At 61.1% G+C, this 12593-nt stretch carries 14 protein-coding genes; 8 read left to right on the top strand and 6 right to left on the bottom strand.

Annotation, left to right across the window (positions count from 1 at the left end; all coding sequences use genetic code 11):
* The first annotated feature begins 1 nt into the window (after position 1).
* Positions 2-592, top strand: coding sequence for a hypothetical protein (locus tag LVW35_RS21215; RefSeq protein ID WP_233891905.1), 591 nt, complete (start codon positions 2-4; stop codon positions 590-592).
* Here the strand turns inward: LVW35_RS21215 and LVW35_RS21210 are convergent, their stop codons facing one another.
* A complete protein-coding gene (locus tag LVW35_RS21210; protein ID WP_233891904.1) occupies positions 593-1456 on the bottom strand; it encodes a LysR family transcriptional regulator in 864 nt (287 codons plus the stop codon).
* Positions 1457-1558: 102 nt separating this feature from the next.
* Between LVW35_RS21210 and LVW35_RS21205 the strand changes: the two genes are divergently transcribed.
* From LVW35_RS21205 to LVW35_RS21180, 6 genes are all read left to right on the top strand, one after another.
* Positions 1559-2461, top strand: a complete 903-nt coding sequence (locus LVW35_RS21205; protein WP_233891903.1) for a DMT family transporter — start codon at positions 1559-1561, stop codon at positions 2459-2461.
* Positions 2462-2614: 153 nt separating this feature from the next.
* A complete protein-coding gene (gene dnaX / locus LVW35_RS21200; RefSeq protein WP_233891902.1) occupies positions 2615-4663 on the top strand; it encodes a DNA polymerase III subunit gamma/tau in 2049 nt (682 codons plus the stop codon).
* A 43-nt stretch (positions 4664-4706) separates the two neighbouring features.
* Positions 4707-5045 carry a YbaB/EbfC family nucleoid-associated protein gene (locus LVW35_RS21195; protein ID WP_122810140.1) on the top strand — a complete coding sequence of 113 codons (339 nt, stop codon included), beginning with the start codon at positions 4707-4709 and terminating at the stop codon, positions 5043-5045.
* A gap of 133 nt (positions 5046-5178) precedes the next feature.
* Positions 5179-6204 carry an NADP-dependent oxidoreductase gene (locus LVW35_RS21190; protein ID WP_233891901.1) on the top strand — a complete coding sequence of 342 codons (1026 nt, stop codon included), beginning with the start codon at positions 5179-5181 and terminating at the stop codon, positions 6202-6204.
* Positions 6205-6262: 58 nt separating this feature from the next.
* Positions 6263-6865: a recombination mediator RecR gene (gene recR / locus LVW35_RS21185; protein ID WP_233891900.1), complete on the top strand. Its 603-nt coding sequence runs from the start codon at positions 6263-6265 to the stop codon at positions 6863-6865.
* Between the two features lie 198 nt (positions 6866-7063).
* On the top strand, positions 7064-8212 hold the full coding sequence (locus tag LVW35_RS21180) for an acyl-CoA dehydrogenase family protein (protein ID WP_233891899.1): 1149 nt from the start codon (positions 7064-7066) through the stop codon (positions 8210-8212).
* On the opposite strand, the gene LVW35_RS21175 is transcribed toward LVW35_RS21180, so the two are convergent.
* The gene (locus LVW35_RS21175; protein ID WP_016979301.1) at positions 8213-8761 is read right to left on the bottom strand and encodes an adenine phosphoribosyltransferase; all 549 of its coding nucleotides are present in this window, start codon (positions 8759-8761) and stop codon (positions 8213-8215) included.
* A gap of 80 nt (positions 8762-8841) precedes the next feature.
* Positions 8842-9576 carry a fumarate/nitrate reduction transcriptional regulator Fnr gene (gene fnr, locus LVW35_RS21170; RefSeq protein ID WP_233891898.1) on the bottom strand — a complete coding sequence of 245 codons (735 nt, stop codon included), beginning with the start codon at positions 9574-9576 and terminating at the stop codon, positions 8842-8844.
* A 153-nt stretch (positions 9577-9729) separates the two neighbouring features.
* On the opposite strand from fnr, the gene LVW35_RS21165 reads away from it, so the two are divergent.
* Positions 9730-10197: a hypothetical protein gene (locus LVW35_RS21165; protein ID WP_233896528.1), complete on the top strand. Its 468-nt coding sequence runs from the start codon at positions 9730-9732 to the stop codon at positions 10195-10197.
* Positions 10198-10207: 10 nt separating this feature from the next.
* Here the strand turns inward: LVW35_RS21165 and hemN are convergent, their stop codons facing one another.
* The 3 genes from hemN to ccoS all read right to left on the bottom strand — a co-directional run bounded on the left by hemN (position 10208) and on the right by ccoS (position 12582).
* On the bottom strand, positions 10208-11590 hold the full coding sequence (gene hemN / locus LVW35_RS21160; RefSeq protein WP_233891897.1) for an oxygen-independent coproporphyrinogen III oxidase: 1383 nt from the start codon (positions 11588-11590) through the stop codon (positions 10208-10210).
* Between the two features lie 103 nt (positions 11591-11693).
* A complete protein-coding gene (locus LVW35_RS21155) occupies positions 11694-12377 on the bottom strand; it encodes a sulfite exporter TauE/SafE family protein (protein ID WP_233891896.1) in 684 nt (227 codons plus the stop codon).
* Positions 12370-12582, bottom strand: a complete 213-nt coding sequence (gene ccoS / locus LVW35_RS21150) for a cbb3-type cytochrome oxidase assembly protein CcoS (RefSeq protein WP_010208549.1) — start codon at positions 12580-12582, stop codon at positions 12370-12372. The genes LVW35_RS21155 and ccoS overlap by 8 nt, the downstream gene beginning before the upstream one ends.
* Between the last annotated feature and the right edge of the window lie 11 nt (positions 12583-12593).

The raw sequence follows: 12593 nt of genomic DNA, 5'->3' as shown, positions 1-12593 counted from the left end.
GATGATGCGTTTTCTAGCAGCCGGTGCGTTGTCGTTGTGCGCCGTAGTGCCTGCGTTGGCCGGTTCACCGGCGTTGCATTCGGGCAAATACGAAGGGCTGATGCTGGCGGTGACGCCTGAGCATCAGGTGGAAGGCTATTACGCGGAAGAGATGGGCGAGGGCGTGACCCGCAGCTGCACGTTCTACCTGCAAGGCAAGCCCTCAGCGCTGACCACCTGGAATGACACCGCCTACCCCGGCAGCGTGGCGCCTTCTTCGGACGGCGTGACCCTGACTGTGGAACAGGGTCGCCAGCATCCCGGTTGCTTGAGTGTACTGATGCCAGAGATCGCCACCGGCCTGGACCTGACCCAGACCGCCAACAAAAAGTGGATCGGCCTGGTGAAGGTGTCCGCCGACAAGGCCTACCTGCTGAAGAATCCGAGTGCCAAGGCCGCCAAGCGCCCCTACATCGTCAAGAATGACGTGGTCGGTGTGCTGGCCTTCAAGGATGGCTGGGCCCAGGTCGAGTTCATCAATGCCGATGACCGCTCGTTTACTGGCTGGATCAGCCAGGATCAGTACAGCCGTTTGTCAGCCCCAAAAAGCTGATCAGCCAAAGGTTTCACGCAACAACCCGGCAAACGCATCCCGCGCCAGGTGCCGCCGGGTGTCCTTGTGCCAGAACAGCAGGTTGTCCACCGCCTGCAATTCTTCGAACCGGTACGATGCCAGCTGATTGGCCTGCTCATAGCGGGCCAGGATGCCTTCCGGCGCCAGCGCCACGCCAATCCCGGCACTCACGCAACCAATGATCGTGCCCCAACTGGCATAGCTGGCGATGGTCGGCTTGAAGGCATGGGGCTTGACCCAGTTTTCCAGCGCTGCCCGATAGGGGCAACCCGGTGGCCATACCAGCAAGGTGCGGCCGGCCAGGTCTTCGGCGCTGCGGATCGGTGCGCTGGAGGCACTGGCGATCAGCACCAGGCGTTCGCTGTAGACCACGCTGTGTTCGAGCTTTGCGCGTTTGTTGCCAGCGGCCACCAGCGCCACATCCAGGCGATGGTGTTGCAGGTCATCGAGCAGCTCGCCCCAGGCGCCAGTCACCAGTTCCAGGCTGACATCCGGGTAGCGTCGGTGGTATTCCGCCAGCAGCGGCGGCAGACGGCCACTGGCGCTGGACTCCACTGCGCCGATGCGCAGGGTGCCACGGGGTATGGCGTTGGCGTCCACGGCGCGTTTGGATTCGTCCACCAAGGCCAGGATGCGTTCGCAGTATTCGAGGAAAATCTCCCCCGCCGCACTGATTGCCAGCCCACGCCCCGCTCGGATGAACAGCGGCGTGCCCAACTCGCTTTCCAGCTGCTTGATCCGCGTAGTGATGTTGGACGGCACGCAATGCAAGTGCACGGCCGCCTGGGCCACGCTGCCGGTTTGCGCTACGGCTCGCACCATTTTCAGTTGGGCCAGTTCCATTGCTCAGTTCCAGTGATTTCAGAAGTCAGAAACAGTTAATTGTCCTGCGTCTTGTGCGGGCCAAGACTGACGGTATTCCTTCTCTGTTTTCGGATGCCATCGATGAACATCCCGTCACCCCTGAAGCTTACGCTAGTCATCGCCAGCGTCATCCTCTGTTGGGCCTATTCGCCGATTGGCGTGCACATGGGGCTGCACAGCTACAGCCCTGGCCAGCTGGCGTTGCTGCGGTTCTTGATTGCCTCGGTGTTCATGGCGGGTGTGGCACTGGTGATGGGCATTGGCCGGCCGCGCCTGTGGGATCTGCCATGGCTGCTGGTGTTGAGTTTTTTCGGGGTGTTCCTGCATCACACCAGCCTCAATTACGGGCAGCAATTCGTGACGGCGGCGGCGTCCAGCGTGCTCGCGCAATCGGCGCCACTGTTCAGTGTGTTGATCGCATTTTTCTGCTTGAAGGAACGGGTCAGCCTCTGGCGCTGGAGCTGTGTGTTGCTCGGCCTGCTCGGTGTGCTGGTAGTGATCTGGGGCGATCAGGGTTTGGGTGACATCGACCCGCGCGGCCTGTTGATCCTGCTGGCGGCTGTGTCGTGGAGCCTGTACTTCGCCATCCAGAAACACTTCGCCCATCGCTACAGCCCGCTCACGATGGCGTGCTACATGGTGTGGGTGGGCACGCTGATGCTTTGCGTTAACCTGCCAGGCTTGCCCGCTGCGGTGTTGCAGGCGCCGTTGGCGGAGAACCTTGCGGTGCTGGTGCTCGGGGTCTTCCCCAGCGCCCTGGCCTACCTGGCCTGGGGCTATGTGTTAAAGCATGTCGAGGTCAGTCGCGCGTCGGTGGCGATGTACTTGATACCGCCGGTCGCGATGGTGATGGCCGCCACGCTGCTGGGAGAGTCCATTGCCCTGCAGGTGGTGCTTGGCGGGGGCATCGTAGTGGCCAGTGTCGCGGCCATCAGCCTGGAGGGGCGTTGGGTGCGCGCTGCCCGAGGTTTTCATCACTCATAAATGCCCAGGGCTGGCGGCATACTCGCTCCGGGTTCAGGCCTTTTCGGGGCCAACCAGAAGAGCTTGGTCAGATTAGGCAAGCGTGCCGGATGCAATTTCCCCCTTGCTCCGCTAGCATTACCGGCTTCTGTTTCCCAGTTGCGACGGTTTTCGATGAGTTATCAGGTTCTTGCACGTAAATGGCGTCCGCGCTCGTTCCGCGAAATGGTCGGCCAGACCCATGTGCTCAAGGCTCTGATCAATGCCTTGGACAGCCAACGGCTGCACCATGCCTACCTGTTTACCGGTACGCGAGGGGTGGGCAAGACCACCATTGCGCGCATCATCGCCAAATGCCTGAACTGTGAAACCGGTATTACTTCAACGCCGTGCGGCACCTGCTCGGTGTGCAAGGAAATCGACGAAGGGCGTTTCGTCGACCTGATCGAAATCGACGCCGCGAGCCGCACCAAGGTCGAAGACACCCGCGAACTGCTCGACAACGTGCAGTACGCTCCCAGTCGTGGCCGCTTCAAGGTCTACCTGATCGACGAAGTGCACATGCTCTCCAGCCATTCCTTCAACGCCCTGTTGAAAACCCTGGAAGAGCCGCCGCCCTACGTCAAATTCATCCTGGCCACCACGGACCCGCAGAAACTTCCTGCAACGATTCTGTCGCGGTGCCTGCAGTTCTCCCTGAAAAACATGACCCCCGAGCGCGTGGTCGAGCATTTGAGCCACGTATTGGGCGTAGAGAACGTTCCGTTCGAAGACGACGCACTGTGGCTGCTCGGCCGTGCCGCCGATGGTTCGATGCGTGACGCCATGAGCCTCACCGACCAGGCCATCGCCTTTGGTGAAGGCAAGGTCATGGCCGCCGACGTGCGTGCCATGCTCGGCACGCTGGACCACGGCCAGGTCTTCGACGTGCTGCACGCGCTGATCGAAGGCGATGCCAAGGCGTTGCTCGAAGCCGTGCGTCACCTGTCGGAGCAAGGCCCGGACTGGAACGGCGTGCTCTCGGAAATCCTCAATGTGCTGCACCGCGTTGCCATCGCCCAGGCCCTGCCTGATGGTGTCGACAATGGCCATGGCGACCGCGACCGCGTGTTGGCCCTGGCCCAGGCGTTGCCGGCCGAAGATGTGCAGTTCTATTACCAGATGGGCCTGATCGGCCGCCGTGACCTGCCCCTGGCGCCCGACCCGCGTGGCGGCTTTGAAATGGTGCTGCTGCGGATGCTGGCGTTCCGGCCCGCCGATGCGGCCGATGCGCCGAGACAGCCGCTAAAGCCAGTGGGGATCAGCCAGGCCACAGTTGATTCCGCCAAACCAGTGGCTGGCGCGGCAGTTGTTGCGCCAGTGGTTGCTGCATCTGCGCCCGTTGCGCCGGTGCCCGAACCGGTGGTCGCTGCACCCGTGGTCGAGCCGGAACCTGTTGTCGAGCCCGAGCCGGTTGTCGACCTGCCCTGGAATGATCCGATTGAAGCCGAAGTCGAAGCTGGGCAAGTGCCCGCCGTGGAGCCGGTGCTGGAAACCAGCGGCGAGCAGCCCGAGCTGACGCCGATGCCTACGCCGACCCCGGACAGCGTGGTGCCGGATGCGCCTGAATGGGTGTCCGCACCGGTCCCCGAACCCACCGTGGCTCAAGTGGAAGCCGCTACGCCGGGCATCGACCTCGACGACGAACCCCCGCTGGACGAAGACTACATCGAGCCGGATATGGATTCGGCGTACAGCTACCTGGACGACCTGGCCAGCGAACACACCGCTGAACCTGCCCCCGAGCCCGAGGCGGAACCCGCTGCCGCACCGGCAACCGGCCTGGCCCTGCAATGGCTGGAACTGTTCCCGAAACTGCCGATCTCCGGCATGACCGGCAGCATCGCCGCCAACTGCACATTGATCTCTATCGAAGGTGACCACTGGCTGTTGCACCTGGACCCGGCGCACAGCGCCCTGTTCAACGCGACCCAGCAGCGCCGCCTCAACGATGCGCTGAACCAGTACCATGAGCGCACGCTGACCATTACCATCGAGCTGATCAAGCCCGAGCAGGAAACCCCGGCCCAGGCCGCGACCCGCCGGCGTATCAACCGTCAGCGTGAGGCCGAGGACTCGATCCACGGTGATCCGCTCATCCAGCAAATGATGCAACAGTTCGGTGCGGTCGTCCGTCACGATACTATTGAACCTGTCGAAGCCCCGGTGCCCCAGGCGTCCTGACACCGGGCTATTAACTTGATCCACGTACTTTGAGGTGATTTCCATGATGAAAGGTGGCATGGCCGGCCTGATGAAGCAGGCGCAGCAGATGCAGGAAAAGATGGCCAAGATGCAGGAAGAACTGGCCAACGCCGAAGTCACCGGTAAAGCCGGTGGCGATATGGTCAGCGTGGTGATGACCGGTCGTCACGACATCAAGCGTGTGAGCATCGACCCAAGCGTGCTGCCTGGTGTTGGTGAAGATGACCTGGAAATGCTCGAAGCCTTGTTCGCTGCGGCCGTCAATGACGCGGTGCGCAAGATCGAAGCCAACAGCCAGGAAAAAATGGGCGGCATGACCGCGGGCATGCAATTGCCGCCGGGCATGAAGCTGCCGTTCTGATCCGGTTGCTTTAGCTAGACGTCAATGCCAGGCCTCGCGCCTGGCATTTTTGTTTGTGCCAAATCTGATCGAACCCTGGCACGGCACGCATGGTCTGCACCCTATACCGATGTATTCGATAAAGGAGCCCCTCATGCCTCAAGAACCGACCCTGAACCAGCGCATTGTCCTGGTCTCACGCCCGCAGGGCGCACCGACCCCGGAAAACTTTCGGCTGGAGCGCGTGAATCTGCCGGAGTTGGCAGACGGCCAGGTCCTGCTGAAAACCCTGTACCTGTCCCTCGATCCCTACATGCGCGGACGTATGAGCGACGCCCCGTCCTACGCGGCTCCCGTGGAAATCGACGAAGTGATGACTGGCGGCGCTGTCAGCCGCATCGAACAGTCACGTAATCCAAAATTCGAAGTAGGCGACCTGGTGGTCGGCTCGACTGGCTGGCAGAGCCACAGCATTTCCGATGGTCGCAACCTGATGCCGGTGCCCAAGGGCTTGGCCAGCCCGTCCATGGCCCTCGGTGTGCTGGGAATGCCGGGCATGACCGCCTATATGGGCCTGATGGACATCGGCCAGCCCCAGGCTGGGGAAACCCTGGTAGTCGCCGCAGCGTCCGGCGCGGTGGGGTCGGTGGTGGGGCAGGTGGCCAAGCTCAAGGGCTTGCGCGTGGTCGGCATCGCCGGTGGCGCGGACAAGTGCCGCTACGTGGTGGATGAGCTGGGCTTTGATGCCTGCGTCGATCACAAAAGTGAAAACTTCGCCGACGAATTGACCCAGGCTTGCTTCAAGGGGGTGGACATTTATTTTGAAAACGTCGGAGGCAAGGTATTTGACGCCGTGGTGCCGCTGCTCAATCCCAAGGCCCGCATTCCGCTGTGTGGGCTGATCGCCGGCTACAACGCCCATGAAGCGCCCAGTGGTCCCGACCGGCTGCCGGCCCTGCAACGCACGCTGCTGACCAAGCGCGCACGCATCCAGGGCTTTATCGTGTTCGATGACTACGGCGATCGCCAGCCCGAATTCCTCAGCGCCATGGCGCCGTGGGTGCGCGACGGCAAGATCAAATTCCGCGAGGATGTCGTCGAGGGTCTGGAGCACGCGCCAGAGGCCTTTATCGGTCTACTGGAAGGACGCAACTTCGGTAAGTTGGTCGTGCGCATTTGACGCTTATCCGGGGCGCGGGTATAAACCGCGTCTCGTTGTTTTGTCGGACCCTTCGCCCATGAGCTTCAGCCCCCTGATTCGCCAACTGATCGACGCCCTGCGCATTTTGCCGGGTGTCGGCCAGAAAACCGCCCAGCGTATGGCGCTGCAACTGCTGGAGCGTGATCGCAGCGGCGGCGCCCGGTTGGCCCAGGCCCTGAGCCAGGCCATGAGCGGTGTCGGCCACTGCCGCCAGTGCCGCACCCTCACCGAGGAAGAACTCTGCCCGCAATGCGCCGACCCGCGCCGTGACGATACATTGCTGTGTGTGGTGGAAGGGCCGATGGACGTATATGCGGTGGAGCAGACCGGCTACCGCGGGCGCTACTTCGTGCTCAAGGGCCATCTGTCGCCGCTGGACGGCCTGGGCCCGGAAGCCATCGGCATTCCGCAACTGGTGGCGCGCATCGAGGAGCAGGGCACGTTTACCGAAGTGATCCTGGCCACCAACCCGACAGTGGAAGGTGAGGCGACTGCGCACTACATCGCTCAGTTGCTGACCAATAAAGGCCTGATCACTTCGCGTATTGCCCACGGCGTGCCGTTGGGTGGCGAGTTGGAGTTGGTGGATGGCGGGACGCTGGCGCATTCCTTCGCAGGCCGCAAACCGATCACTCTCTAACAGGCGACACAGTCAAAAATGTGGGAGCGGGCTTGCTCGCGAATGCGGTGGATCATTCAATATTTTTGTTGACTGATACCCTGCATTCGCGAGCATGCCGCTCCCACATTGGTTTGTGTTGTCATTACAGTTTTCGCACGGCTTGATAACCAAGCAAGCGCTTGGTAAGTTCGCTTCACCTCACCGTGGAGCTTGCCGATGTCTGCCTATCAGGACTACTTCGACCCCAGCCACCAATTGGTCCGCGACAGCGTGCGCCGTTTTGTCGAGCGCGAGATGTTGCCGGGCATCGAGCAGTGGGAGGAGGCGGAGAGCTTTCCTCGAGAGCTGTACCTCAAGGCTGGCAAGGCGGGGATCCTCGGCATCGGCTACCCTGAAGCCTTGGGCGGTAGCCATGAAGCGGACCTGTTCGCCAAAGTGGCTGCCAGCGAGGAGTTGATGCGCTGCGGTTCGGGCGGTGTTGTCGCTGGGCTGGGCTCCTTGGATATCGGCCTGCCACCAGTCGTCAGATGGGCTCGGCCCGAGGTGCGCGAGCGCGTGGCGCCCCAGGTGCTGGCCGGCGAAAAGATCATCGCCCTGGCGGTCACCGAGCCGGACGGCGGTTCCGATGTGGCCAGCCTGCAGACTCGTGCTATCCGCGACGGCGACCACTACCGTGTCAGCGGTAGCAAGACTTTTATCACCAGCGGCATTCGCGCCGATTTTTACACTGTCGCTGTGCGCACCGGGGGGCCGGGCTTTGCCGGCATCAGCCTGCTGTTGATCGAAAAAGACACCCCTGGTTTTATGGTCGGCCAGCCACTGAAGAAAATGGGCTGGTGGGCGTCGGACACCGCTGAATTGTTCTTCGACGATTGCCGCGTGCCCGTCGGCAACCTGATCGGCGCTGAAAACATGGGCTTTGCCTGCATCATGGGCAACTTCCAGAGCGAGCGCCTGGCCCTGGCATTAATGGCCAATATGACGGCGCAGATGGCACTGGAGGAAAGCCTCGAATGGGCTGCGCAACGCGAAGCCTTTGGCAAACCCATCGGCAAATTCCAGGTGATCAAGCATCGCCTGGCGGAAATGGCCACCGCCGTGGAAGTCTCCCGCGAATTCACCTACCGGCAGGCGGCAAAGATGGCCGCCGGTATCAGCGTGATCAAGGAAATCTCCATGGCCAAGAACCTTGCCACCGACACCGCCGACCGCGTCACCTACGACGCGGTGCAGATCCTCGGGGGCCAGGGTTACATGCGCGGTAGCCTGGTGGAGCGGCTGTATCGCGACAACCGCATCCTGTCCATCGGTGGCGGTACCCGCGAAGTGATGAATGAAATCATCAGCAAGCAGATGGGGCTTTGATCACTGTTCGGTCAGCGCAAATTGCGTCAAACAAAACGTCGGAATCCCCATGTCTTCCAGGCGTTGCGATCCACCCAGTTCCGGCAGATCAATAATCGCCGCCGCTTCGAAGATCGTCGCCCCCATACGCCGCACCAGGTTCGCCGCCGCGATCAGGGTGCCGCCGGTGGCGATCAAGTCATCGAACATCAGCACCGAATCGCCCTCGCACAGGCTGTCGGCATGCACTTCCAGGAACGCCTCGCCGTACTCGGTCTGGTAACCCTCGGCCAGCACGTCAGCCGGCAACTTGCCCTGCTTGCGGAACAGGATCAGTGGCTTGTTCAGTTGGTAGGCGATGATCGAGCCGATCAGGAAACCCCGCGCATCCATCGCGCCGATATGGGTGAATTCGGCCTCGACATAACGATGGGCGAAGCTATCTGCCACCAGGCGCAGGGCGCGGGGCGATTGGAACAACGGCGTGATGTCACGAAAGATCACCCCAGGCTTGGGGAAGTCGATGACGGGGCGGATCAGGGATTTGATGTCGAACGAATCGAAGGTCATCGTCGAAAAGTCCTGGGGCTGGAAACGGACTCGAAGTATACCTGCGGCCTCGCCGATTGGCGCGGCCGCAAGTGTCTGCGTCAACCTTCCAAGGAACCACCGGCCAGCGCACACAGCTGGATCGGATCAAGGATATGCACTTCCTTGCCTTCGGCGGCGATCAGCTCGTTCTGCTGGAAGCGGGTGAACACGCGGGATACCGTTTCCACCGCGAGGCCCAGGTAGTTACCGATTTCATTGCGCGACATGCTCAGGCGGAACTGGTTGGCCGAGAAACCACGGGCACGGAACCGCGCCGATAAGTTGACCAGGAATGTGGCGATGCGCTCGTCGGCGGTTTTCTTCGACAACAGCAGCATCATTTGCTGGTCGTCACGGATCTCGCGGCTCATGACGCGCATCAACTGGCGACGCAGTTGTGGCAATTGCAGAGCCAGTTCGTCCAGGCGTTCGAACGGAATTTCGCACACCGAGGTCGTTTCCAGGGCTTGGGCCGATACCGGGTGAATCTCGGTGTCCATGCCCGACAATCCCACCAGTTCGCTGGGCAAGTGGAAACCGGTGATCTGCTCTTCGCCGCTGTCGCTCAGGCTGAATGTCTTCAACGCACCCGAACGCACTGCATAAACGGAATCGAACTTGTCGCCCTGGCGAAACAGGAATTCGCCTTTTTTCAGCGGGCGGCCGCGTTTAACGATGTCGTCCAGCGCATCCATGTCTTCCAAATTCAACGAAAGTGGCAAGCAGAGGGGGGCCAGGCTGCAATCCTTGCAATGAGCCTGGCTGTGAGCGCGCAGTTTAACTGGCTCGGGCATTTCTTAAATCCTTGTGGGAAAACACACATAAGACGTAAGGGTAACGTACTGGGGGGCGCTGAGGCCAGTGTGTACAAAAAACGGGCAGCGGTATAAAGCTTTTTGTATCAGGGTCGATACAGGCTTATATCTCAATAATCCAGGGTTTGGATGATGACTTCCATTGGCGGTATTAACCCCTCAAGTATTCGCATACCCACAGTGCCGGACCTCAAAAAGGACGCGGTGGTAGAAGATGCCAGCAACCCATTGGCACCGCAGGCTGACACCAAGCCGGTCGAAGGCGTGGCGGTGACGATTTCCGGTGCTGGTCTGCAGGCTGCCCGTAACGACGCGAACAAGGATATCGACGACAGCGACTTGAAGGACAACATCAAGCAGTTGTTGAAAATGATCCGTGAGCTCAAGAAACAGCTCGAAGACAAGATGGCCGAACTCGCAGCGGCCATGGCTGACACCTCAATGACGCCTGAGGCGCGCCAGGCCAGAATCGCGGGCTTGCAGAGCGATGTGACGTCATTGCAGGGCGCGCTGGCAACCACTCAGACCCAACTGGCCAAAGCCATGAAGGACGAACCGCCAGAAGCTCAGATGGATGTCATGAGCCTGATGGCCAAGTAAGGCGCATCGACTAGATAACCTTGGAGAAACGTTGCCTGTTCTGGTGCTCCAGATAGGCATCGAACACCATGCACACTGACCTCACTAGCAGTCGCCCGGCCGGCAATACATGGATGCCCTGGGCCTCCAGCTTGATCAGGCCGTCTACGGCCAAGGCCTCCAGTTGCGGCCAGATGTCTTCAAAATACCCAAGAAAATCAATGTTGAACGCCTGTTCGATCGTCTCGAATGCCAGGCTGAAATTGCAGATCAACTGCTGGATAACCTCCCGCCGTAACTGATCGTCCGTGGTGCAGACCAGGCCGCGGCTGGTGGCGAGTTGCGCGCCAGCCAACGTGTTCTGGTAGCCGTTGAGATCGCTGCTGTTCTGGCAATACAGGTCGCCGATCTGGCTGATCGCCGACACCCCAAGCCCGATCAAATCGCAATGGCCGTGGGTCGTGTAGCCCTGGAAGTTGCGTTGCAGCGTGCCTTCTTCCTGGGCCACGGCCAATTCGTCGTCGGGCAGAGCAAAATGGTCCATGCCGATATAGCGGTAGCCGGCTTGGGTCAGCTGTTCGATGGTGGTTTGCAGCATCAATAGTTTTGACGCCGGGGAGGGCAGTTCGTCGGTGTTGATGCGCCGCTGCGGCATGAAACGCTCCGGCAGGTGCGCATAATTGAATACCGACAAGCGATCGGGTTGCAGCCTGATCACTTCTTCCACGGTGCGCGCGAAGTTGATCGGCGTTTGCTTGGGCAGGCCGTAGATAAGGTCGATATTGATCGAGCGAAATTGCAGGGTGCGCGCCGCATCGATCACCGCGCGGGTTTCTTCCAGGCTCTGCAGGCGATTGACCGCCCGTTGCACCTCGGGGTCGAGGTCTTGCAGGCCGATACTCACGCGGTTGAAGCCGAGTTCACGCAGCAGGCCCATGGTCGCCCAGTCCGCTTCACGGGGGTCAATTTCGATACCGTAATCGCCCGAGTCGTCATCCAGAAAGTTGAAGTGCCGGCGCAGACAGCCCATGACCTGGCGCAGTTCGTCGTGGCTGAGAAAAGTCGGGGTGCCACCGCCGAAGTGCAGTTGTTCCACCGGCTGTTTAGGGTCGAGGTGGCAGGCCACCAGTTGGATCTCTTGCTCCAGGCGTTGCAGATAAGCCTGGGCGCGGCCACGGTCCTTGGTGATGACTTTGTTACAGGCGCAGTAGTAGCAAATGTTCGCGCAGAACGGCACATGCACATACAGCGACAAGGGGCGCAAGGTTTTGCGGCTGTCGCGCAGGGCGTGGAGCAGGTCGAAGGTGCCGACCTGGCTGTCGAATTGTACGGCCGTGGGGTAGGACGTGTAGCGCGGTCCCGCGAGGTCGTAGCGGTGAATCAGATCAGTGTCCCAACGAATGGCGTCGAGCATGCGGGCGTTCCCCCGGATAGGCTAGTGGGCCGAGTCTAGGGGCGTGGTGGGGATGGCATCTTGATTTGCATCAACGGGGAGCGGCGCTATGCCACATGGTGATTCAATGGCCCATTAGCCAATGTTGATGTGGGCCTGGCAATGTCCAGATGCCGAATAGAATCACCAGCAAACCTCCGGCCATCCGAATACTGCGTTTACGTAAAAGCGCCGTGACGCGTTCAGCGGCCAACCCTGTCGCCAGCAACACAGGCCAGGTCCCCAGCCCGAACGCCAGCATCAGCAACCCGCTGTCCAGCGCATTGCCCTGGCTCGCCGCCCAAAGCAAAGTGCTGTAGACCAATCCGCACGGCAACCAGCCCCACAGCGCGCCCAGCAGCAATGCACGCGGCACGCTGGACACCGGCAGCAAACGGTTGGCGACGGGTTGTATGTAGCGCCACAAGCCGCGCCCGAGGCTTTCGATACGGGTGAGGCCGCTCCACCAACCGGCCAGGTACAGGCCCATGCAGATCAACAACAGCCCGGCCAGTACGCGCATGAACATTGCCGCCGGACTGTTCGCCACCGCCCAACCGGCCAGGCCGATCAACACCCCGGCAGCGGTATAGCTGAAGATGCGCCCCAGATTGTAGGCCAGCAGCAGTCGAAACCTGCGGCCGCGCTGTTCCTTGGGGATTGCCAGGGTCAGCGCGCCCATCAGACCGCCGCACATGCCCAGACAATGGCCGCCGCCCAGCAGGCCAAGGATCAGCGCGGAGACCAGCAGTGGCGCCAGTTCAAGCATGGGGCGGGTCTTTGGGCGGTTGTTCGGGGTGGTTGGCCTCTTCGACGCCAGCCAGGTGGTTCGGGTCCTGGTCGTCGAACAGCACGCTGTGGGCCGGGCCGTCGAGGTCGTCGTACTGACCGCTGTCCACCGCCCAGAAGAAGATATAGATGGCCACGCCCACTAACAGGAGCGCCGCCGGAATCATCACGTATAAAGCTGGCATCTGCACTCCAT

Origin of the sequence: Pseudomonas sp. HN11, assembly GCF_021390155.1 — a bacterium.
GTDB lineage: Bacteria > Pseudomonadota > Gammaproteobacteria > Pseudomonadales > Pseudomonadaceae > Aquipseudomonas.
Note: the sequence above shows the minus strand (reverse complement) of the source record. Positions and strands in the feature narration are given on the sequence as shown.